The organism is Frigidibacter sp. ROC022 (assembly GCF_024723735.1).
In the GTDB taxonomy this organism is placed as follows: domain Bacteria; phylum Pseudomonadota; class Alphaproteobacteria; order Rhodobacterales; family Rhodobacteraceae; genus SLM-1.
In genome coordinates, this window is record NZ_JANQDU010000002.1 from 368,615 (window position 1) to 391,100 (window position 22,486).

22 protein-coding genes are annotated in these 22,486 nt (G+C 68.7%); 16 read left to right on the top strand and 6 right to left on the bottom strand.

What is annotated here, in order from left to right; all coding sequences use genetic code 11:
• Positions 1–95: 95 nt before the first annotated feature.
• From NUW50_RS08540 to NUW50_RS08570, 7 genes are all read left to right on the top strand, one after another.
• Positions 96–851 (top strand): SDR family NAD(P)-dependent oxidoreductase, encoded by a 756-nt coding sequence (locus NUW50_RS08540; protein ID WP_258288675.1) that lies wholly within the window; start codon positions 96–98, stop codon positions 849–851.
• 33 nt (positions 852–884) lie between these two features.
• Positions 885–2,501: a GMC family oxidoreductase gene (locus tag NUW50_RS08545; RefSeq protein WP_258288676.1), complete on the top strand. Its 1,617-nt coding sequence runs from the start codon at positions 885–887 to the stop codon at positions 2,499–2,501.
• 110 nt (positions 2,502–2,611) lie between these two features.
• Positions 2,612–3,445 (top strand): flagellar motor protein MotB, encoded by an 834-nt coding sequence (locus NUW50_RS08550; protein ID WP_258288677.1) that lies wholly within the window; start codon positions 2,612–2,614, stop codon positions 3,443–3,445.
• A gap of 102 nt (positions 3,446–3,547) precedes the next feature.
• On the top strand, positions 3,548–4,855 hold the full coding sequence (locus NUW50_RS08555) for a flagellar hook protein FlgE (RefSeq protein WP_258288678.1): 1,308 nt from the start codon (positions 3,548–3,550) through the stop codon (positions 4,853–4,855).
• Between the two features lie 42 nt (positions 4,856–4,897).
• A complete protein-coding gene (flgK, locus tag NUW50_RS08560) occupies positions 4,898–6,355 on the top strand; it encodes a flagellar hook-associated protein FlgK (protein WP_258288679.1) in 1,458 nt (485 codons plus the stop codon).
• Between the two features lies 1 nt (position 6,356).
• Entirely contained in the window at positions 6,357–7,364 is a 1,008-nt protein-coding gene (locus NUW50_RS08565; RefSeq protein ID WP_258288681.1) for a flagellin, read from the top strand.
• Positions 7,361–8,455: a flagellar basal body P-ring protein FlgI gene (locus tag NUW50_RS08570; RefSeq protein WP_258288683.1), complete on the top strand. Its 1,095-nt coding sequence runs from the start codon at positions 7,361–7,363 to the stop codon at positions 8,453–8,455. Before NUW50_RS08565 ends, NUW50_RS08570 begins: the two co-directional genes overlap by 4 nt.
• A gap of 184 nt (positions 8,456–8,639) precedes the next feature.
• Here NUW50_RS08570 and fliP read toward each other — a convergent pair whose 3' ends face one another.
• Genes fliP through fliF form a run of 4 tightly spaced genes read right to left on the bottom strand, consistent with a single transcriptional unit; the run spans position 8,640 to position 11,896 of the window.
• Entirely contained in the window at positions 8,640–9,374 is a 735-nt protein-coding gene (gene fliP / locus NUW50_RS08575) for a flagellar type III secretion system pore protein FliP (RefSeq protein WP_258288684.1), read from the bottom strand.
• Positions 9,374–9,661 carry a FliM/FliN family flagellar motor C-terminal domain-containing protein gene (locus NUW50_RS08580; RefSeq protein WP_258288685.1) on the bottom strand — a complete coding sequence of 96 codons (288 nt, stop codon included), beginning with the start codon at positions 9,659–9,661 and terminating at the stop codon, positions 9,374–9,376. The genes fliP and NUW50_RS08580 overlap by 1 nt, the downstream gene beginning before the upstream one ends.
• A complete protein-coding gene (locus NUW50_RS08585) occupies positions 9,654–10,274 on the bottom strand; it encodes a flagellar biosynthesis protein (protein ID WP_258288686.1) in 621 nt (206 codons plus the stop codon). Before NUW50_RS08585 ends, NUW50_RS08580 begins: the two co-directional genes overlap by 8 nt.
• Positions 10,271–11,896, bottom strand: a complete 1,626-nt coding sequence (gene fliF, locus NUW50_RS08590; protein ID WP_258288687.1) for a flagellar basal-body MS-ring/collar protein FliF — start codon at positions 11,894–11,896, stop codon at positions 10,271–10,273. Before fliF ends, NUW50_RS08585 begins: the two co-directional genes overlap by 4 nt.
• A gap of 117 nt (positions 11,897–12,013) precedes the next feature.
• Here fliF and NUW50_RS08595 point away from each other — a divergent pair, with 117 nt between their 5' ends.
• The 9 genes from NUW50_RS08595 to NUW50_RS08635 all read left to right on the top strand — a co-directional run bounded on the left by NUW50_RS08595 (position 12,014) and on the right by NUW50_RS08635 (position 21,225).
• The gene (locus NUW50_RS08595) at positions 12,014–12,514 is read left to right on the top strand and encodes a flagellar basal body-associated FliL family protein (protein WP_258288688.1); all 501 of its coding nucleotides are present in this window, start codon (positions 12,014–12,016) and stop codon (positions 12,512–12,514) included.
• Between the two features lie 8 nt (positions 12,515–12,522).
• Entirely contained in the window at positions 12,523–12,912 is a 390-nt protein-coding gene (locus NUW50_RS08600; protein WP_258288689.1) for a hypothetical protein, read from the top strand.
• A complete protein-coding gene (locus NUW50_RS08605; protein WP_258288690.1) occupies positions 12,909–13,640 on the top strand; it encodes a MotE family protein in 732 nt (243 codons plus the stop codon). Before NUW50_RS08600 ends, NUW50_RS08605 begins: the two co-directional genes overlap by 4 nt.
• Positions 13,641–13,680: 40 nt before the next feature.
• Complete coding sequence (gene motA, locus NUW50_RS08610; RefSeq protein WP_258288691.1) at positions 13,681–14,547, top strand: flagellar motor stator protein MotA; 867 nt, start codon at positions 13,681–13,683, stop codon at positions 14,545–14,547.
• Positions 14,547–16,808, top strand: coding sequence for a hypothetical protein (locus NUW50_RS08615; protein WP_258288692.1), 2,262 nt, complete (start codon positions 14,547–14,549; stop codon positions 16,806–16,808). Before motA ends, NUW50_RS08615 begins: the two co-directional genes overlap by 1 nt.
• 126 nt (positions 16,809–16,934) lie before the next feature.
• The gene (gene flhA, locus NUW50_RS08620) at positions 16,935–19,013 is read left to right on the top strand and encodes a flagellar biosynthesis protein FlhA (RefSeq protein ID WP_258288693.1); all 2,079 of its coding nucleotides are present in this window, start codon (positions 16,935–16,937) and stop codon (positions 19,011–19,013) included.
• Positions 19,010–19,774 (top strand): flagellar biosynthetic protein FliR, encoded by a 765-nt coding sequence (locus NUW50_RS08625; protein WP_258288694.1) that lies wholly within the window; start codon positions 19,010–19,012, stop codon positions 19,772–19,774. Before flhA ends, NUW50_RS08625 begins: the two co-directional genes overlap by 4 nt.
• Positions 19,775–19,783: 9 nt before the next feature.
• Complete coding sequence (locus tag NUW50_RS08630; protein WP_258288695.1) at positions 19,784–20,878, top strand: EscU/YscU/HrcU family type III secretion system export apparatus switch protein; 1,095 nt, start codon at positions 19,784–19,786, stop codon at positions 20,876–20,878.
• Positions 20,875–21,225, top strand: a complete 351-nt coding sequence (locus tag NUW50_RS08635) for a hypothetical protein (RefSeq protein WP_258288696.1) — start codon at positions 20,875–20,877, stop codon at positions 21,223–21,225. Before NUW50_RS08630 ends, NUW50_RS08635 begins: the two co-directional genes overlap by 4 nt.
• Positions 21,226–21,277: 52 nt before the next feature.
• On the opposite strand, the gene NUW50_RS08640 is transcribed toward NUW50_RS08635, so the two are convergent.
• Both NUW50_RS08640 and flgH read right to left on the bottom strand, forming a co-directional pair.
• Positions 21,278–21,751, bottom strand: coding sequence for a flagellar basal body-associated FliL family protein (locus tag NUW50_RS08640; RefSeq protein WP_258288697.1), 474 nt, complete (start codon positions 21,749–21,751; stop codon positions 21,278–21,280).
• Positions 21,752–21,760: 9 nt separating this feature from the next.
• Positions 21,761–22,480 (bottom strand): flagellar basal body L-ring protein FlgH, encoded by a 720-nt coding sequence (gene flgH, locus NUW50_RS08645; protein WP_258288698.1) that lies wholly within the window; start codon positions 22,478–22,480, stop codon positions 21,761–21,763.
• Positions 22,481–22,486 lie beyond the last annotated feature (6 nt).

A 22,486-nucleotide genomic window follows, 5' to 3' on the forward strand; every position in this document is an offset into this window, starting at 1 on the left:
GATCGGGCAGGCTTCGGGCGGTGGCCCGGCCGGGCTCTGATCTGTTCGGAACATCGGCAGCCGGCCGCCTACGAGGAACCGATGGGAGAGCGACCATGAGCATGGATTTTGACGGCAAGTCGGCCATCGTGACCGGGGCAGGCTCCGGCATCGGCGCCGAGATCGCGCGTGAGCTTGCGGCCGGGGGCGCGAAGGTTCTGATCGCCGATCTGTCCCCGGACGTCGCCGGAAAGGTCGCGGACGAGATCGCATCGGCCGGCGGGACCGCCGAGGCCTTTCAGGTCGATGTCGCCGACCCGGCGCGGGCCGAGGCGATGGTCGCGCGGGCGGTGGAGCTGTGGGGCGGGCTCGATCTGGCGGTGAACAACGCCGGGATCGGCGGTGCCTCGGCCCCGGTCGGGGACTATCCGCTGGACAGCTGGAAGCAGGTCATCGACGTGAACCTGAACGGAGTTTTCTACTGTCTGCGCTACGAACTGGCGGCCATGGCCAAGGGCAAGGGCGGTGCGGTGGTCAACATGGCCTCGATCCTGGGATCGGTCGGTTTTGCCGGCTCTTCTGCCTATGTGGCGGCGAAACACGCGCTGCTCGGTCTGACCAAGACCGCGGCGCTGGACCATGCCAAGCAGAACATCCGGGTGAATGCCGTCGGACCGGGCTTCATCGACACGCCGCTGCTCAGCGCGAATCTGGACGAGGCGACGATGGCGGCGCTGGCCGGAATGCACCCGGTCGGCCGGATCGGCAAACCGGCCGAGGTGGCGGCGCTGACCTGCTTCCTGCTGTCGGACCGGGCCAGCTTCATCAACGGCAGCTACCACCTGGTGGATGGCGGCTATACCGCACAGTAGCCGTCCGGCTTGCGGCACGCCGGCCGGCGCGTCATGCTGGCCGGCAGGATGGATGCGTTCGACTACATCATCGTCGGCGCCGGCAGCGCGGGATCGCTTCTGGCCAACCGGCTGAGCGAGAAGCATCGGGTTCTGCTGCTCGAGGCCGGCGGGCGCGACACCTATCCCTGGATTCACATACCGGTCGGCTATCTCTATTGCATCGGCAATCCCCGCACCGACTGGGGCTTTCGCACCATGGCCGAGCCGCAGCTGGGCGGGCGCAGCCTGCTCTACCCGCGCGGCCGGGTTCTGGGCGGCTGCTCCTCGATCAACGGGATGCTCTATCTGCGTGGGCAGGCGGCGGATTACGACGGCTGGCGCCAGTCGGGGCTGACCGGCTGGGGTTGGGACGATGTGCTGCCGCATTTCCTGAAAGCCGAGGACAACGCCGGCCCGCCGGACGAGATGCATGGCCAGGGCGGCGAATGGCGGGTCGATGCACAGCGGTTACGGTGGGAGATACTCGACCGGTTCCACGAGGCCGCGGTGGCGGCGGGCATCCCGGCGATCAGCGATTTCAACCGCGGCGACAACGAAGGCGTCGCCTATTTCCGGGTGAACCAGAAGAACGGCTGGCGGCTGAACACGGCGCGGGCCTTTCTGCGCCCGGCCCTGAAGCGCGGCAATCTGAAGATCGTGACCCATGCCCAGGCCGAGAGCCTGATCTTCGACGATGGCCGTGTCACCGGAGTCCGCTGGCGCCGCGGCGGGCTGGTCGAAGAGGCGCGGGCCGGGGCCGAGGTGGTGCTGAGCGCCGGGGCGATCGGCTCGCCACAGCTTCTGATGCTGTCGGGGATCGGCCCGGCGGAGCATCTGCGCTCGATGGGGATCGAGGTGCGGCGCGACATGCCCGGCATAGGCAGCAATCTGCAGGACCATCTGCAACTGCGCTGCGCCTACAGGATCACCGGGGCGAAGACCCTCAACACCATGTCGGCCAGCCTGTTCGGGAAGGCGAAGATCGCGGCGGAATACGCCCTGCGCCGGACCGGGCCGATGTCGATGGCGCCGTCGCAGCTGGGTGTCTTCGCACGGTCGCGCCCCGAGGTGGCGACGGCGGACCTGGAGTTTCATGTCCAGCCCCTGTCCCTGGATGCCTTCGGCGAGCCGCTGCACGATTTCGACGCCTTCACCGCCAGCGTCTGCAACCTGCGGCCGCAGAGTCGCGGCACGGTGCGGCTGGCGGGGCCGGATCCGACACGGCACCCGGAAATCCGGCCGAACTACCTGTCGGCCGAGGCCGACCGGCAGGTGGCGGCGGATGCGATCCGGCTGACCCGCCGGATCGTCGAACAGGAGCCGCTGGCCCGGCATGATCCACAGGAATTCCGCCCCGGCCCGGAGGTCGGCGATGACGATGCCGCGCTGGCCCGCGCGGCGGGCGAGATCGGCACCACCATCTTTCACCCGGTCGGAACCGTTCGCATGGGCGCCGATGTCGAGGCGCCCCTGGATGCCGAGTTGCGGCTGCGCGGGGTCGCGGGGCTTCGCGTGGCCGATGCCAGCGTCATGCCGACGATCACCAGCGGCAACACCAACGCCCCGACGATGATGATCGCGGAAAAGGCGGCGGCGATGATCCTGGCCGCCTCTGCGGGCCGTGCCTGACTGGCACGGGGCAGGTTTCATCGACCCGGATAAAACCCGAGATGTTTTCTTGACCCGATGTTCACGTCGCCCTGCTAGCACGTCCCCAAGGGTGAACATGAGGTGGTGGGATGAGCGCGAAACACAACGCGCCCGTCATCATCAAGCGGAAGAAGATCGTTCAGGCCGGCGGGCACCATGGCGGTGCCTGGAAGGTCGCCTATGCCGACTTCGTGACGGCCTTGATGGCCTTCTTCCTCTTGATGTGGCTGTTGAACGCGACGACGGAGAAACAGCGCAAGGGCATTGCGGATTACTTCAATCCGACGATCCCGATCAACCGTGTCTCGGGCGGCGGGGATGGCGTCTTCGGCGGCGAATCCGTGTTTTCCGAGGACAACCTGGCCGAGAACGCCGAAGCCGGAGCCGAGCCGCCGGGCGACGCGCCGCCGACCGGCCAGAGTGGCGCGGGCACGGGGGCGGCCGGTGACGAGGCCAGGGCGTTCGGCGCGATCGAAAGGGCGCTCAGCGCCCAGTCGGGAGAAAGCATGGCCGCCGACCGGACCCTGCGCCACATCGTCACACGGGTGACCGACGAAGGCCTGATCATCGAGCTGTTCGATCTGGAGGGCGACCCGTTGTTCGAGGCCGACGGCATCACGCCGACGCCGCTGCTGGTCGATCTCGCGGATGTGCTGGCGCGGGTCTTCGATCTGGTCGGCAACCCGGTGGCGGTCAATGGCCATGTGCGCTCCTACCCGGTCGTCCTGGCCCGGGACCCGGTCTGGCCGCTCAGCTGGGAACGCGCCGGCGCGCTGCGCGCGTTGATCGTCGAGGCGGGGCTGGATGACCGCCGCTTCACCCGGGTCGCCGGATTTGCAGACCGCGATCCGGTGGCCGTCAACCCGGCTTCGGTGCGCAACAACCGGCTGGAGGTGATCCTGCTGAGGGCCGAGCTGTCCTGAACCGGCAGACGGCCCGCCACGCGGCCATGCGGCGTTAGGCAGAGCTTAAGGGTTCTCACCTAGGAATGGCAGGACAGGTCGTTGCATCAGAAAGGCGCACCCATGACCATTTCCTCTTCGCTCGCCGCGGGCGTCGCAGGGCTCTTTGCCAATGCGACACGGCTGGCCACCATCTCGGACAATATCGCCAACTCGGGCACCTTCGGCTACAAGCGGGCCACGGCCGATTTCAATTCCTTCGTGATCAACAGCTCACGCGGCGCCGGGACCTATTCGGCGGGCGGAGTGCGCGCCGGAACGGCCCGGCTGATCGACGAACACGGGGCACTGGTCTCGACCTCGAATGCCACCGATATCGCGGTCTCGGGGCGCGGGATGCTGCCGGTCACGCCCTCGGTCTCGCTCGGGGCAAGCACCGGCGACCAGCCGATGATGATGACCACGACGGGATCGTTCCGGACCGATGACAACGGGGTGCTGCGCACCGATTCGGGGCTGGTCCTGCTGGGCTGGCCGGCGAATGCCGACGGCACGATCCCGACCTATCCGCGCGACACGATGGTCGGGCTGGAACCGGTGGTCATCAACGCCAACCAGACGGCCGGGGATCCGACCACCCGGATGAACATGGGCGTCAACCTGCCGGCAACGGCGACCGAGGCCGGGGCGGCGGGCGACCCGCTGAACCTCCAGATCGAGTATTTCGGCAATCTCGGCACTTCCGAGACCCTGGGCGTCAGCTTCACGCCCACGGTCCCGGCGTCGGGCTCGTCCAACACCTGGACCATGGTGGTGACCGACAGCGCCCAGGGCAATGCGGTGATCGGAGAATACACCCTGACCTTTGACGATACCCGTGGCGACGGTGGCACGCTGGCCTCGGTCAGCGTGGTTTCGGGCGGCACCTACAACGCAGCCGACGGCACGCTCGACCTGACTGTCGCGGGCGGGCCGATGACGGTGACGATCGGCAAGCTGGGCGACCCGAACGGGTTGACCCAGCTTTCGGACAGTTTCGCGCCCACCGCGATCACCAAGGACGGTTCGCCGGTCGGCAACCTGACGGCGGTGGAGGTGGACGAGAACGGCTATGTCACCGCCACCTATGACACCGGCTTCACCCGCCGCATCTATCAGGTGCCGCTGGTTGACGTACCGAACATGAACGGGCTGACCGCGCTGTCGAACCAGGTCTATCAGGTCTCGCCCGACAGCGGCTCGTTCTTCCTCTGGGATGCCGGCGACGGCCCGACGGGGGCGGTGGTGGGCTATGCCCGCGAAGGCTCCACCACCGATGTGGCGGCCGAGCTGACGCAGCTGATCCAGACCCAGCGGGCCTATTCCTCGAACGCCAAGGTGATCCAGACGGTGGACGAGATGCTGCAGGAAACCACGAACATCAAGCGCTGACCCCGGACGCGTTGAGGAAGGACCGGGCAGGAGGGCTGCGGAATGAGCATCACAAGCGCCATGTACAACGCCCTTTCCGGGCTGACCGCAGCGTCGCGCGGAATCGAGGTCGTCTCCTCGAATGTCGCCAATGCCCGCACGCCGGGCTATGCCCGGCGCGAGCTGTCGCTGTCGGGCCAGGTGCTGGCCGGCGCCGGGTCCGGGGTGCAGGTGAGCGGAGTCCGCCGGGTCGTCGATCAGGGCGTGCTGGCCGACCTGCGGCTGGCGGACTCGGCCGTCGCCGCCGACGACACCCGGCTGGCCTTCCAGAACCGCATCGGCGGCCTCATCGGCATGCCCGGCGAGTCCGGTTCGCTCTCCGACCGGATCGCGGTGATGCAGGCAACCCTGGTGGAAGCCTCGAACCGCCCCGACAGCAGCGCGCGGTTGACGGCCGTGGCCGCGGCGGCGGAGGAGGTCGCGGAGCGGCTCAAGGCAACCTCGGATGATATTCAGGCCGCAAGAATGGAGGCCGACCACGACATCGCCGCCGCCGTGACCCGGCTGAACGCCGATCTGGCGCATGTGCGCGACCTGAACGTGGCGATCCGGGGCCTGAGCACATCCGGACGCGACTATGCCGGGCTGGTGGACCAGCGACAGACCCTGATCGACGGCATCGCCACCCTTGTGCCGGTGCGGGAACTGCCGCGCGAAGACGGGATGGTGGCACTGGTCTCGACGGGCGGGGCGATCCTTCTCGACAGCAGCGCCGCGACGGTGAGGTTCGATCCGGTCGGCATCATCACCCCCGACATGAGCATCGGCTCCGGCGCCCTGTCGGGGCTGACGTTGAACGATCAGCCGGTGTCGGTCACCGGCGGCACCGGTCCCCTGGGCGGCGGCCGGCTGGGGGCACTCTTCGACCTGCGCGACGGGATGGCGGTGGAGGCCCAGACCATGGTCGATGCCATGGCACGCGACCTCTACGAGCGATTTGCCGATCCGGCGCTCGATGCGACGCTCAACGCCGGGGAACCCGGCCTGTTCACCGACGGCGGCGGCGGTTTCGTGGCCACGGACGAAGTCGGCCTCGCCGGGCGGCTGCAAGTGAATGCCGCCGTTGATCCGGGCCAGGGCGGCGCGGTCTGGCGCCTGCGCGACGGCCTTCAGGCCACGGCCCCCGGCGATGTCGGCGACGGAAGCCTGCTGACCGGCATGGCCGACGCGCTGAACGCCGCCCGCAGCCCGGCCTCGGGCCCGTTCGGCGCGACGGCCCGGTCGGCGGGCGGGCTGGCCGGAGAAGCCTCGGCGCTCTGGTCCGGCACCACCCTGTCGCTGGAAAAAAGCATGGCCTATGCCAACAGCCGCGCCGAGACGCTGCGCAACCTGCATCTGCAGGACGGGGTCGATACCGACCACGAGATGCAGGAACTGCTGTCGCTCGAACAGGCCTATGGCGCCAATGCGCGGGTCGTCTCGACCATCGACGACATGATTCAAACCTTGCTGGGGCTGTGACATGGCGATGACCTCGATCGGCGACCAGAGTCAGCTCTATCTGACCCGAACCCAGACCCTGCGGTTGAAGACCGACCTGACCCGGCTGAGCCAGGAACTGGCCAGCGGCCGGCGCAGCCGCCCGGCCACCGCCACCACCGGCGACACCGCCCATCTGCTGACGATCGAGCGCGGATTGACGGCCCTGGCCGGCTTTCGCACCGCCACCGCCGAGGCCGGGGCCTTTGCGGCGGCCACCCAGACCGCGCTGGAGTCGGTCCAGACCGGCCTGTCGGCCCTGGCGCCGGAGCTGATCTCGACGGCCAACTCGGCCAACCCGTCGCAGATCGCTTCGAAATCGGCCGATGCCCGGGGGCAGTTCGGCTCTGTCGTCGCGCTTCTCAACGGCCAGAGCGGCGGCCGCGCGCTGTTTGCCGGAACCGCCACCGACCGCCAGCCGCTGGCCGGGTCGGAAGCGATGCTGGCTCAGCTCACCGCCGCCATCGCGGGCGAGACCACCGCCTCGGGAATCGAATCGATCGTGGACGACTGGTTCATGACCGCCGGCGGCGGCTTCGAGACCCTGGGCTACAAGGGCGGCGGCGGTGCGCCGAGCTTTCGCGTGGCCGAGGGAGAGGATGTCTCGACCTCGGTGAATGCCGCCGATCCCGCCGTCCGCGAGATCCTCAAGGGCCATGCGCTGGCCGCCCTGGTCAGCAGTCCGGCTCTGGCGGGAAATGTGGCCGAGCAGGTCGCGCTGATGCAACGCGCCGGCGAGGTTCTGGCGGGGGCCGAGACCGGGCTGACCCGGATCCGCGCCACTCTCGGCGACACCGAAGCGCGGATCGACGCGCTGACCACCCGGCAATCGGCCGAACGGACCGCCCTGCAACTGGCCGAGGCGAAGTTCACCAGTGCCGACCCCTATGAAACCGCCAGCGCCCTGCAAGAGGTCTCGACCCAGCTCGAAACGCTCTATGCCGTCACCGCGCGGCTGTCGCGGCTCAACCTTGCGGAGTATCTGCGGTGAGAATCCTGGCCCTGATCCTGTGCCTGTTCCTGGCGTTCCCCGCCGCTGCCGAGCAGATCCGCCTGAAGGATCTCGTGTCCTTCGACGGTGTGCGCGGCAATGATCTGGTCGGCTATGGCCTTGTCGTCGGGCTGAACGGCACCGGCGACGGGCTGCGCAACGCCCCTTTCACCGAAGAGATCATGACCTCGATCCTGGAACGGCTTGGCGTCAACGTGACCGGCGAGCAGTTCCGGCCCAGGAATGTCGCGGCGGTCATCGTCACCGCCACCCTGCCGGCCTTCGCGCGGGCCGGATCGACCATCGACGTCACCGTCTCGGCCATCGGCGATGCATCGAGCCTGCTGGGCGGCACCCTGGTGATGACACCGCTGAACGCCGCCGATGGCGAGATCTATGTCGTGGCGCAGGGGACGATCATCGCCGGCGGCGTCTCGGCCTCGGGCGCGGCGGCCTCGGTGACCGAAGGGGTCCCGACCTCGGGTTCGATCCCTTCCGGCGGCCGGGTCGAGCGCGAGATCGACTTTGAATATGCCAGCCTGAAATCGGTGCGGCTGGCGCTGCGCGATCCCGATTTCACCACCGCTCTGCGGATCGAGAAGGCGTTGAACCGGGCATTCCGCAAGCATGTCGCGGTGATGCTGGATTCGGGCACGGTGGAGCTGGACATCGCCCGCACCGGCGCCCCCTCGGCGGCCCATGCCATCGGGATGATCGAGAATATCGCGGTCGAGCCCGAACGGCTTGCCCGCGTCGTCATCGACCAACGTTCGGGCACTATCGTGCTGGGCGATGACGTGCGGGTCAGCCGGGTCGCGGTGGCACAGGGCAATCTGACGCTGCGGGACGAGGAGGCACCGCTCGTGGCGGAACCAAACCCCTTTGCCCGGGGCGAGACCGTGGTGGTCCCGCGCAGCAAGGTCGGGATCGACGAAGGTCAGGGCGGCCTGGCGGTCGTGCAGGGCGGCACCTCGCTGGCGGAAGTGATCTCGGGGCTGAACGCCCTGGGCGTGGCGCCGCGCGACATGATCGACATCCTCAAGACGATCAAGGCCGCCGGGGCGCTGCACGCCAAATTCGTGGTGCGTTGAGCGGAACCGGCAGCGGGCGTGGTCATTTCCGGCGCCCGGAATTTCCGGTGTTTCCCTTTTCTAGACCCTGAAACAGTGCCCGGAGGTGTCGTCGGTTCGGCGCGGTGCGGGGTGGTGCCTGCATGCACGCACTCCCCTTCGTGACCGGGACCGGACGCCCGCCAACGCCACCCCGCAGGGGCCGCTACAGGTAGCCCTTCACCAGTGCCTCGGCGATCAGGCTCCAGCCGTCGGCGATCACGAAGAAAGCCAGCTTGAACGGCAACGAGACGATCGCCGGCGGCACCATCATCATCCCCATCGACATCAGCACTGCCGCGACGATCAGGTCGATGATCATGAAGGGCAGGAAGACCAGAAACCCGATCTGGAAGGCGCGCTGGATTTCGGACAGCAGGAACGAGGGGATCAGCACGCCGGGCGAGACCTCGGCCGCAGCGCCGGTCTCGCCCCGCAAATGCTCCATCCGGGCCAGCACATCGCCATCGACCCGGGCCGCCATGAAGCGGCGGAACGGCGCATAGGTCGGCGCGAAGGACTCGGACAGCCCGGCCTCGCCCGCCAGATAGGGCGCGACGCCCTGGGCATAGGCGTCCTGGAAAACCGGCTCCATGACGAAGTAGCTCAGGAACATCGCAAGGCTGACGATCAGCATGTTGGGCGGTGCCTGTTGCAGGCCGATCGCCTGCCGCAGGATCGACAGCACGGTGACGATCATCGGAAAACAGGTCACCATGATCGCCAGGCCCGGCACCACCGACAACACGGTCAGAAGCGCGAACAGTCCGATCGCGGTGGATGACAGCTGCCCGCCCTCGCCGCCCAGCGACAGGGTGACATCCTGTGCCATGGCCGCATCGCAGAGGCCAACGCCCAGGACCAGCGCCAGAAGCGTCGCCCCGACCCGACCCCGCCGCATCACGCGCCGCCGCCGGGCTTGCGCACCTCGACCAGCCGCACCGCCAGTTGCCCGGCCTGCTCGCCTTCCAACTCGATCAACTCGCCGGTGCCGATCAGTTCGCCGCCGATGAACAGCTCCACCGGGTCGTCGATCCGCCGGTCCAGCGGCAGCACCGAATCGCCCTTGAGCGCCAGCAGCTCGCGCACCCGGGGCCGGGCCCGGCCGACCGCGACGGTGATCTCGACCGGAACCTTGCCGAAGGGCGATTCGGCGACCGGAGGGCCGGGCGGCAATGAGTCATCCATGGTTCAACACCCTCTGGTTCTGATCCGAGAACGCCCTGAACCGGGCCATGATCCGGTCCAGCACTTCGCCGAGATCGAGCTGGCGTTCGTGATCGCCGAGCCGGAAGCAGACCTGCCATTCGCCCAGCGTCGGTTCGGACACCAGTTCGAAGGGCAGCGCCGTGGCCTCGGCCAGGAAACCGGCCACCGTGTCATGGCTGGCGGGCGAGACCAGGATGGTCACCGGCCGGTCGGCGGCGGTTTCGGCAACCGCGCGCAGCTCTTCCAGGATCGCCGGACCCAGGGTCTCGGCCACCAGCTGCGGCAGCACCTTGCCCAGCAGCGCCTCGAGCAGCGGTTCGATACCGCTCATCACATGGGCGCGGGCCTCGTGATAGGTGAAGCCAAGTTCCTGAATGTTGCGCGCCAGTTCGGCGCCGACGGCATCGCGCGCGGCCTGCGTCTTTGCTTCGCTGTCGTCCCATCCGGCGCGATATCCCCGCTCGTAGGCCTCTACGGGGTCTTCCTTCGGGGCGTCCGGCTCGGGCGCTGCCGGCGGGTCCGCGACGGGCGCAGCATCGTCCCCCTGCGCGGCGTCACCGGCGAATTCCTCCAGGATCAGGGCCCGGCTCATCCGGCATCCTCCGTCTCTTCCATCCAGTTGCGCAGGGTTTCCACGGTCTCGTCACGGCGGTCCGCGATCAACCGCCGCAGACGGGCCACCGGATCGGCATCCGCGCCCTCCATCGGCGGGAAGCCGATGTCGAGACCGCCCGGCATCGGCGCGGCGAAATCGGGCGGCGGATCATCCTCGATCGTGCCGGTCAGGGCGGGCATGTCTTCGCTGCCGTCCGTGGCCGGCCCGGGTTCGGCGCCGCTGGTTGGCGGGGGGGCGGGCAGGCCCGGCGCCCGGGCCTGCGGCCTGGCGGTCAGCATCGGACGCAGAACGAACAGGCCCAGGATCAGCGCCACGACCGAAAAGGCGGCAATCTCGATCATCGCGGTCAGGTTCACCGGCACCCCGCCGGCAGGCGCCGTTGCCAGGGTGCCCTGTTCGGCCGGCGGCTGGAATTCCATCGACTTGATGGTGATCGAATCGTTCCGCGCTTCGGAGAAACCGACCGCCGAGGCCACAAGATCGCGCAGCGCCGCCAGTTCGGCATCCGAACGCGGCGTCCATGTTTCCACCCCGGCAGCGTCGGTGGTCCGGAGACCATCGACCAGCACCGCCACGCTGATCCGCTGAATGCCGCCGGGGGCCTTCAGAAGTTCCCGCTTGGTTTCCGACACGTCGAAATTCACCCGCTCGCGCGTTTCGCTGTCCTGGCGGTTCGACTGGCCACCCGCGGCCCCGGCCCCCGCCGGCAGGTTCGAGGCCACGGTGACCGTGCCGCCGGTGCCGGTATCGGTCGCGCTGTTGGTCCGTTCCTCGGTCTCGGTCGAGATCTGGACCCGCGAAGCCGGGTCGATCTGCCGCTCGACGATGGATTCGGTGTCCTGCACCAGTTCGACCGCCACTTCGACGATCGCCTTGCCCGGCCCAACCCGCGCCTCCAGCAGGCGCTGGACATTGGCTCGAAGCTCTTCGGCCTTGCCCCTGGCATCGGCGCCCGTGGCGCTGTCGGGATCCAGCACCCGGCCGCTGCGGCTGTCGATCACCGCCACCCGGTCGGGCGTCAGCCCGGCCACCGCCGCGGCCACCAGATAGCGCAGCGCCTTGGCCTCGTCTTCCCTCACCGCCCCGCCCGAGGTCGTCACCGCGACCGAGGCCGAAGGCTGAAAGCCACGTTCGAACGGGCGGCCGGAGAGGGCCGAGATATGCACCCGCGCCGCCCTTATGTCGGGATTGGCCAGGATGGTCCGGGCCAGTTCGCCCTCCTTGGCCCGCCAGTAGGCAGCATCGAACATCTGCGATGTGGTGCCGAAGCCGGACAGCGAATCGAGCAGTTCGTAGCCGCCCGCGCTGGATGTCGGCAGCCCGTCCGCGGCCAGGCTCATCCGCAACAGGTCGCGCTTGGCACTGTCGACATAGATCGCGGTTCCGCGCACTTCATACAGCGCTCCCTGGGCATCCAGCGCCTGGATCACCTCCCCGGACGCGACGGGATCGAGCCCGGAATAGAGAAGTGCCAGGCTGGACTGCCCGGACAGGCGGGCCATTCCCAGGATGGCGGCGACCATGGCGGCGGTGGCCAGACCGACGACGGCACGGCGGCGCATCGTCAGCGCGTTCCAAGCGGCGAGCAACTGGTTCAACTCGATTCTCCCGTCCCGCAATTCTTCGCGGTGCCTCCCTTCTGACGGATGGCATTTAGGAATCGGTTAATGCGAACGCGCTAAACACGGTCTCGAAACGATTGACCGGGTGCAAGAATGGCCGAGACGGAAGACAAGGGCGCCGAACCCGCAGAAAAGCCGAAGCCAGCGTCGAAATTGCCGGTGATTCTGGGGCTCGTGCTCTTCGTCGTTCTTGGGGCCGGCGGCTTCCTGGCGGTGCAAAAGGGTCTGATTCCCGGCATCGGCCCCGAGGTGCCGGCCGGCGCCCTGGCCGAAGCCGGAGTTCCGGCGATGCCCGACATCTCCTATGTGAAGATCACGCCGCTGATCATCAATCTCGGCAGCGCCGCCGACGCCCGGCTTCTGCGGTTCCGGGCCGAGATCGAAGTCAATGGCAGCTATGCCGAGGATGTCACCCGGCTGCTGCCCCGGATCGTCGATGTGCTGAACGGCTATCTGCGCGCCGTCGATCTCCGCGATCTCGAAGACCGCTCGGCCCTCGTCCGGCTGCGGGCGCAGATGCTGCGCCGGGTGCAACTGGTCGCCGGAACCGGGCGGGTGCGCGACCTGCTGATCACCGAATTTGTCGTGAACTGAGGATCGCCATGCAATTCGCCGCCGACATACTTCTGTTGCTGGGGGCCCTCGGGGCCATGCTCTATTGCATCGTCCTGTCGCGGCGATTGCGGCGCTTCACCGATCTGGAACAAGGGGTTGGCGGCGCGATTGCGGTGCTCTCGGCGCAGGTGGACGACATGACGAAGTCGCTGCAGGCGGCGCGGAAGATCGCACAGAGTTCGGCGGTCTCGCTCGACGGGCTGACCGAGCGGGCCGAATCGGCGTCGCGCCGGCTCGAGGTGCTGATGGCCTCGCTGCACGACCTGCCCGAGGCGGCAGAGCCGCAACCGCCAGGGCCCGAGCCGGCAGAAGACTGGTCCGGCGACGGTGCCCTGTTCCTGAGCCAGCGGCATCGCGTTGCGGGGGGTGCGGAATGAGCGTTCTGCAAGCCAGACCGGCCGGAGCCGACACGGCGCCGGGGACCGGGGCGGCCCCGCGCCGGGCGCGGCCCCGGCTGTCGCGTGGCCGACGCCGTGGCGCCTTGCTCTTGCCGGCCGTCATGTTGTGCTTTGTCGGCTCGATCGGAATTCGGCTGGCCGGGAGCACCGGCGCGGCGCTTGCGTCGGGGGTCGAACGGCTGATCCCGGCCATGGCGCACGGGATGCAGTCCGCCGGCGGCGGGGATGCCGCCGCGAACCCGGCCCCGGCCTGCCCGGCCGACCCCGACCTCACCCCGATCCTCGACCGGCTGGCAGCCCGCGAGGCGCGACTCACCGCCGGAGAGCAGGCCCTGGCGGAACGGCAGCAGACCCTGGCCGTGGCCGAGGCCCGGATCACCCGACGGCTCGCCGATCTGAAAGCCGCCGAAGAAGAACTGTCCCGCACCATGGCCCGCGCCTCGGTTGCCGCCGAAGACGACCTGTCGAAGCTGACGGCGGTCTATGAAGCCATGAAGCCGAAGGATGCGGTGCCGCTGTTCGAAGCCATGGCACCGGACTTCGCCGCCGGGTTTCTGGGCCGGATGCGGACAGACGCGGCAGGGGCGATCATGGCCGGCATGGCGCCGGACAGGGCCTATGCGGTCAGCGTGATCCTTGCCGGGCGCAATGCCAGCGTTCCGGTGCCGCCGGACGTCGCCGCCGTTCCTGCGGAGGCGGGCGAATGAGGCGCAGGCCGGCCCATGATCTGCCGCGAAAGGCCACCGCATGATCGGGATCGTCGGAATTGCCCTGATCTTCGCCTTCGTCTTCGGCGGCTACCTGTTCGCCGGCGGCAAGATGGAGATCATCCTGCACGCCCTGCCGCACGAGATGCTGATCATCGGCGGCGCCGCTGTCGGGGCCTTCGTGATCGCCAATGACATGCCGGGGATCAAGCGGACGCTGGCGGATATCGGCAAGGTCTTCAAGGGGCCGCGCTGGAAGCCCGACGACTACCGCGACCTGCTGTGCCTGCTGTTCGAACTGATCCGCATCGCCCGGCAGAACGCCGTCGCGCTGGAAGAGCATATCGAGGATCCGCAAAGCTCGTCGGTGTTCCTGCGCTACCCGAAGATCCTCACCGACCGCGAGGCGGTCGAACTGATCTGCGACACGATGCGCTCGGCGGCGATGAACTATGACGACCCGCATCAGGTCGAGGAAGTCCTGGAAAAGCGGATGGAGACCAATCTCCACCATGCCATGCATTCGACCCATGCCCTGCAGAACGTCGCAGACGGGCTGCCGGCCCTGGGGATCGTCGCGGCGGTTCTGGGCGTGATCAAGACCATGGGCGCGATCGACCAGCCGCCGGAAATCCTGGGCGCCCTGATCGGCGGCGCCCTGGTCGGCACTTTCATGGGCGTGTTCCTGGCCTATGGTCTGGTCGGCCCCTTCGCGGCCAAATTGGCAACGGTGATCGAGGAGGACGCACATTTCTACAAACTGATCCGCGAGGTCCTGGTCGCCAATCTCTATGCCCATGCCACCAATATCTGCATCGAGGTCGGGCGCCAGAACACGCCCAGCCATATCCGGCCCTCGTTCTCGGAACTGGAGGCAGCGCTGCGAATCGCCAAGGACGCGGCGTGATGTGGCGCATCGCCCTGGGCCTTGTCCTGTTCTTGGCCGTGGCGCCGATGGCCGGGGCCGAGCCGGTCACGGTGCGCTCCGGCGATCACCAGGACTTCACCCGGCTGGTTCTGGGGTTCGATGCCTCGGCCGGCTGGCAGCTTGGCCGGATCGACGGCGGATGGGAGTTTCGCGCCGCCCGCGACGATATCACCTTCGACCTGTCGCAGGTGTTCGACCGGATCCCGCGCAACCGGATCGCGGACATCGAGTCCCCGGCGCCGGGAGTGCTGCGGATACAGGTGCCCTGTGCCTGCCACGCCGACGGGTTCGAACTGCGGCGCGGCCGGGTCGTGATCGACGTCAAGGACGGCCCGGCGCCCGAGGGCAACCCGTTCGAAGCCCGGCTGGACGGACCCTCCGGCAGCGACGCGACCGAGGCTGCGCCCGTTGCCCTTCCCGCCGGTTTTGCCGAGGCCCTGCGCGCCGCGGCCCTGGGACAGGCCGCCACGCCTCTGCGCAACGCCGACAGCCCCGTGCCCTTTGAGGCAGGCCCCGAACCGGGTGCCGATTTCGGCCGCGTCGGCCGCAACCAGGAGTTCCAGCGAATGGTGCTCGACCAACTGGCCCGCGCCGCAAGCCAGGGGCTGATCGTTCCGGCCAGGCTCGGCTCTGATCGGTCTCCCGACACCGGGGCAGGCGCTCCGGGCGGGCCGAAGGTCGCCGAGGCCGATCCGAAAGTGCCGTCTCCGGGCGACCATGTCCGGATCGAGACCGCGGTGGACCGCGACAATCCCTCGCCTGACCGCGAAGCCGATGATCTCACGGCGGCGGGTCAAGTCTGCCCGGCGCCGGGCCGGCTGGACCTGTCCGGATGGGGCTATCTGCGCCAGGGCACCGCGGCGATCGACGCCTATCGCGCCGGCCTGACCGGAGAATTCGACGAGGTCGATCCCGCGCGGGCAATGGCTCTGGCCCGCTACTATGCCTTCCTGACCTTCGGCGCCGAGGCGCGGCAGATGCTCGGCTTCGTGCCCCGCTCGGATCCCGACTGGGACCTGGTCGACGCGATGGCAGAGATCCTGGACCACGAAGGGTCCGCCCCCGTGGGCCGGGCACTGGACGGCTACGAGACCTGCAATTCGGAAGCGGCGCTCTGGGCGGTTCTGGCCGGAAGCCCGCTGCGCCCCGATCAGGAGGTCAACGAAAACGCGGTCATTCGGGCCTTCGACGGCCTTCCGGCCCATGCCAAGACCCTGTTGGGGCCAAGGCTGATCGCCGCCTTCACCACCGCCCATCGGCTGGAAGCCGCGGCGCTGTTGCGCAACGCCCTGGACCTCGGCGCCAGCGAACGGACCATGGACGCCGCCGTTGCCGGGGCCCGGCTGGATGCCGCCCTGGGTGAACCGGAAAAAGCCGAGGAGCGGTTGGACAGCGCCCTGGCCGAGACCGATCCCGATTCGCCCGAGGCGCTGCTGGCCCTGGCCGAACAGAAACTCGGCATGGGTCGGACACTGGCCCCCGAAATGATCGAGGCGCTGGAAGCGATTGCCTATGAACAGCGCGGCACCGAACTGGCGGAACGGCTGTCCTATGCCCTTGCCCGGGCGGCGCTGGCCCGCGGCGCCCATGCCGAGGCGCGGGACCTGATCCTGACCCGGCTGCCCCCCGAGGATGCCAGGGCCCGCTCGCTTCTGCGGAAGGTCTACCAGGATGCGGCCGAATCCGCCGATGCCGACAGCTTTCTTCGGCTGGTCCTGCCGCACGGGCCGGAGCTGGGGGGCGGAGGCGCCGACCGCGCGGCGCGACTGGCGGTGGCGGAACGATTGCTGACGCTGGGCTTTCCGGACGACACGCTGGCACTGCTCGGCCCCGGCGCGGCGGCCGGCGAAGATCATGCCACCCGGCTGCTGGCAGCGCGGGCGCTTCTGGCCCAGGGCGATGCCGGGCTGGCCGTGGCGGCGCTTGCAGCGCTGGACGGCCCGGAAGCGGCAGGGGTGATGGCGGAAGCGCAGGAACAGCTCGGGAATCTCGATGAGGCGCGGAGGCTCTACCAGCGCGCCGGGCGGCAGGCGGACGCCGAGCGGATGGCGGTGCTGGAGCGTGACTGGAGCGCTCTGCTCGCCGCGGCGGACCCGGCGTTGCGCGGGCTGGCAGAGCGGTTCGTCCGGCCGGTCGCGCCGGAAGCCGCCGGCGACGAACCCTATGACGCGGCGGCCCGGATGATCGAGGCCAGCGCCCGCGCCCGCGCCGCGCTGGAAGCGCTGCTGCACGGACAATGATCCCACGCCCCTAACGCTTTGCTAACCATGCGGTCCTAGAACCGGTTCGGAGCCTTCAGAAGGAGTGCCCGAAATGCCCGGCCCGGCCCGAAGCCCCGCCCTGTTCCATCGCAACGGCCTGCGACCATGATGGGCACCATCTTCCGCCCCACGATCCTGCTGGCCCTGGCGCTGATGGCGATCATCGTGATGATGATCCTGCCGATGCCCGCCTGGGTGCTGGACACCGGTCTGGCCGCCTCCTTCGGCCTGGCGATCCTGATCTTCACCATCACCCTGTTCATCGAACGGCCGCTCGACTTCTCGTCCTTCCCCACACTGCTGCTGGCATCGCTGATGCTGCGGCTCAGCCTGAATGTCTCGTCCACCAAGCTGATCATCGGCGAGGGCCATACCGGCACCGGCGCGGCGGGCGAGGTCATCCAGGGTTTCGCCATGTTCGTCATGGGGGGCAGCCTGTTCCTGGGGCTCGTCGTCTTCGGGGTGCTGATGATCGTCAACTTCATCGTCATCACCAAGGGTGCCGGGCGGATGGCCGAGGTCGGAGCGCGGTTCGCGCTCGACGGGATGCCGGGGAAGCAGCTGGCCATCGACGCCGACATGGCGGCGGGTGCCATCGACCACGCCGAGGCCAGGGCCAGGCGAGAGCGGGACCAGGCCGAGGCCGGGTTCTTCGGCTCGCTCGACGGCGCATCGAAATTCGTCAAGGGCGACGCGGTGGCGGGGCTGCTTATCACCCTGCTTAATCTTGTCATGGGCCTGATAATCGGCGTCTCGGTTCACGGCCTGCCGATCGGCCACGCGTTCGAGACATATGCGATCCTCACGGTCGGCGACGGTCTGGTGACGCAGATTCCGGCGGTGATCATCTCGATCGCCTCGGCTCTGCTGCTGGCGCGGGGGTCGGAAGAAGGCTCGACCGATACGACCGTCCTTGCCCAGCTGGGCCGCTACCCGCCGGCGCTGGCAACGGTGGCGGTTCTGATGGCGCTGTTCGCCTTCGTGCCGGGCCTGCCCTTCCTGCCCTTCCTGGCCGGCGCGCTGGTTCTGGGCGGCTTTGCCGAACTGGTGCGGCGGCGCGCCCTGGCGGCAGCCGAGGAGGCGGAAAGGCCCGAACCGGGGCTGCCGGCCGTGGCGCCGCCCAAGCCGATCGGCGACGTGCTGGATCTCGATGACGTGCATGTCGAATTTGCCCCGGACCTGGTGGCGATGGTCACCGATCCCGGCATCGGGCTGGACGCACGCATCGGCAACATGCGCCGCCATGTCGCGGGCGCCTTCGGCCTGGTCCTCCCCGAAATCCGGCTGACCGACGATGCTGCGCTGCCGCCGGGCAGCTACGTGATCCGGGTTCAGGGCGTCGAACAGGCCCGCGACCGTCTGCGCCCCGACCGGGTTCTGGCCATTGATCCCGGAACCGGGGAGGAGCTGCCCGAGGGCACCGAGGTCAAGGAACCGGTCTACGGCGCCCCGGCCCGCTGGATTGCGCCGGAAGCCCAGGACGCGGCCGCCGTCGCCGGGATGACCGTGGTGACGCCGACCGAGGTGCTGGCAACGCATCTGCTCGAAGTCATGAAGCGCAACTTTGGAAGGCTCCTGACATTGAAGGCGCTTCGGCGCCTGCTGGATGAGGTCACCAACCTCTCCGATCCGGATCGCGCCGAGGCCAACAAGCGGCTTCTGGCCGAAATGGTGCCCGACAAGGTGCCGCTCGACCTGCTGTTGAGCGTGATGCGATTGCTGCTGGAGGAACGTGTCTCGATCCGGAACTGGCCGTTGATCCTGGAAGCCATCGCCGAGGTTCGGCCCTTCATGCAGCAGCCCGAGATGATCTGCGAACACGTCCGCCAGCGGCTCGGCTTCCAGCTGGTGGCCGATCTGAAGCGGGATGACGGGACCATACCGCTGGTTCAGCTGGCGCCGGAATGGGAAGAGACCTTTCAGAGCCATCAGCTCGACGGTCCCGGCGGGATGCAGGATGTCGCCCTGCCGCCCGAACAATTCAACCGCCTGGCCGGTTCGGTGGCGGAACGCATCGCCCGGGCCGGTGAGGCCGGGGCCTATCCGGCGGTGGTCACCTCGACAAGGCGGCGGCGGTTCCTGCGCACCGTGCTTTCGGCCAAGGGCATCAAGAACCCGGTGCTGTCCTTCGACGAGATCGGAACCGAGGCGCATCCGGCCCTGGTCGGGATGGTCCCGGCATGAACGATCTGGCCGTCTTGCTGGGGCTGGGGCGCGAGGCGCTGTTCCTCGGCTTCGCGGTCTTTCTGCGGGTCGGCGCCGCGATGGCCCTGCTGCCGGCTTTCGGTGAGCAATCGGTGCCGATCCGGGTCCGGCTGGGGCTGGGGCTGGCCTTCACGCTGATCGTGGCCCCGGCGGTGGCGCCGGCCCTGGCACCGGTGCTGGCCAGCCCCGGCAGCCACCCCTTGCTCTGGCTCTCCGAACCGCTGATCGGCCTGGCCTTCGGCATCAGCCTGCGGCTTCTGGTCATCGCCCTGCAGATTGCCGGCACCATCGCGGCGCAGTCCACCTCGCTGAGCCAGGCCTTCGCCACCGCCGGCGCCGAGCCGAGCCCGGTCGTCGGGCAGATCCTGGTACTCGGCGGGCTGGCGCTGGCGGTCACCCTCGGCCTGCATCTGCGCACCGCCGAGGCCCTGGTTCAGACCTACCGGGTCTTTCCGCCCGGCACATGGCCCCGGGCGGATGAGTTGCTTGCCTGGGGACTGGGCCGGATATCGGCCAGCTTCTCGCTGGGCTTCAGCCTGGCGATGCCTTTCGTCATCGCGGCGCTGATCTACAATGTGGCCCTGGGCGTCATCAACAAGGCGATGCCGCAGCTCATGGTGGCCTTTGTCGGCGCCCCGGCGCTTACCCTCGGCGGGCTGGTGCTGCTGGTGCTGGTGATGCCGGCGATCCTGTCCGTCTGGATACGGGCCCTGGGCGATACGCTCGCCGCGCCGTTCTGAGGCCCGGCAATGGCGGAACAGAACAGCGACGAAACAAAGGAATTCGACCCGAGCCAGCGCAAACTGGACGAGGCCCGGAAAAGCGGCGATGTCCCGAAGAGCGCCGACCTGACCTCGGCGGCCGCGCAGGGCGGGTTCCTGCTGGCGCTGACCGCCATCGGCGCCGCCTCGGTCGAACGGCTTGGCGCGGCGCTGGCGCAGATGCTGAGCGATGCAGCCCGGCTGTCCGACCGGATATTCGACGGCGGAACGCAGGCTTTTGCCGGCGCCACCCTGATCGCCGTCATAGGGCCCGTGCTGCCCTGGTTCGCCATTCCGGCGCTCTGCGCAATCGCGGCGCTGGCGGCGCAGCGCGGCTTTGCCGTCTCGGGCGACAAGCTGCTGCCGAAGCTCGACCGGATCAATCCGCTCCGGAACGCCGCGCAGAAATTCGGCGCCAACGGGCTATTCGAATTCGCAAAGAGCGCGGTAAAACTGCTGGTCATCGCGCTTGTGCTCGGGCTCTTCCTCTCGGGTCGGCTGGCCGATCTGATCCGCACCGCGCAACAGCCCGACCGGCTGGGCATGGCGGTGCTGGTATCGACCCTGCTCGGCTTCCTGACCCTGTCGGTGCTGATCGCCGGGGCCATCGGCGGCATCGACCTCTTGTGGCAGCGGCACAGCCACAACCGGAAACTGCGGATGAGCCGCAAGGAGATGCGGGACGAGCACAAGTCCAGCGAAGGCGACCCGCATGTCAAGCAGCAGCGGCGGCAGAAGGGATATGACATCGCCACCAACCGGATGCTGACCGAGGTGCCGAAGGCGGATGTGGTGATCGTCAACCCGACGCATTTCGCGGTCGCCCTGAAATGGGAGCGCAAGCCGGGCCATGCGCCGATCTGCACCGCCAAGGGCGTGGATGAAGTGGCCGCGCGGATTCGAGCGGCGGCGATGGAGGCCGGGGTGCCGATCCGCCACGATCCGCCGACGGCGCGCGCGCTCTATGCGACCATCGAGATCGGGCGCGAGATTCACCCCGACCATTACCGCACCGTCGCGGCGGCGATCCGTTTTGCCGAAAGCCTGCGGGCCAAGGCCCGGGCTTCGGGGCTGCCGCGATGACGACGCGGGGAGAACTGGCCCGATTGGGTGCCCTGGCCGGGATCCTGCGTGACCGCGACCTGGCGGCATTGGCCGAAGCGGCGCGCAGGGCCGCCGACCTGTCGGCACGGCTCGATGACCTGACGGCCGAGATTTCCGCCCGGCGCGCCGCGCTGGAAGACCTGCCCGCGGACGATGCCGCGCTGGCGGCGGGGGCGGATGCGAAATGGCTGGAGCTTGTGGCGCGGCGCCGGGCCGCCCTGAAGGCCGAACTGGCCGAGGCCCTGGCACACCGCGAAGCGGCACGGGCGGCGGCGGCGCGCTCTCTCGGGCGGGCCGAGGTGCTGGACAGCTTGGCACGGGAATAGCCCGAAAGCCCTTGTCAGACACTGGATCGGCTGGGACCGCAGGCGCCCGACCCTATTGATCCTGCCGCACGATATCCACGATCAGAACCTCGGTCACCACATCCTTCACCACCATCTGGGCGGCATTGTTCAGCGCCTCGCGCAGATGGGTCATGTTCCCGTTCGAGGTGAAGGTGCCGTCGAAACCGCCCGAATTGGCGTGGTCGATGAGCACCCGCAGGAAGGCATCGCGCAGCTTGGGTTCGCGGGCATAGATCTGCTCCTGCCCGCCCTTGACCACTTCCAGCGACAGGGTCAGCACCACCAGCGACTCGATCCGCCCCTCCTTCAGCACCGGGACGATGAACTGGTTGTTCAGCTTCACATAGTCATGCTCCAGCTCAACGGGTTCGGGGGGCCGGGTCCCGGGCTGCGGTTCGCCGCAGGGATCGGCCGCAACCTGCGGCGCCGGCTTCAGCGCGATGCCGGCCCCCAGCCCGGCGCCCAGCCCGGCCAGGGCCAGGACAAGCGGCAAGAGCAGCTTCACCGCCGGACCTCAGAACGGCAGCAGCTTGTCGGCGATCTGCTGGCCATAGCGCGGCTGCTGAACGTCGGTGATCTGGCCCCGGCCGCCATAGGAAATCCGCGCCGAGGCAATCTTGTCATAGGTGATCTCGTTCTGCCGCGAGATGTCCTCGGGCCGGACATAGCCGGTGATCCGCAGCTCGCGCAGTTCGAAGTTCACCCGCACCTCCTGGGTCCCGGAGATCGCCAGGATGCCGTTCGGCAATGTCTGCACCACCGTCGCAGCGATCCGCAGGGTCAGCTTCTCGCTGCGCTTGACCGAGCCCGATCCCTGGCTGGTGCTGGCCGATCCGGTCTTGACGCCGGGGCTGAGGGAGGGCCCGCCGTTCTCGGCCACCCGTTCCGGCAGACCGAAGAGCGCGTCGATGCTCATCTGGCCGGACCCGGACCTTGCGCGCTGCGACGTGTCCGAGATCGCGGCGCTGTCGTTGATCGAGATCACCACGGTCAGGATGTCGCCCTTCTTCGCGGCCCGCCGGTCGCCCAGAAGCGAGCGTTGCCCGGCCTCCCAGAGCGAGGCGCGGTCCCCCGGTGTCGGCGTGTCCAGCCTCTCCGGCAACGGCGGGGACATCATGGCATAATATTCGTCGCTGCCGACGGACTGGCTGAAGTCCGGCGCCTTGCCGACCTGGTCGAGACCGCCGCAGGCCCCCAGGGCCATCGTGGCGATGAGTCCGAGATACTCCCGCATGTCAGG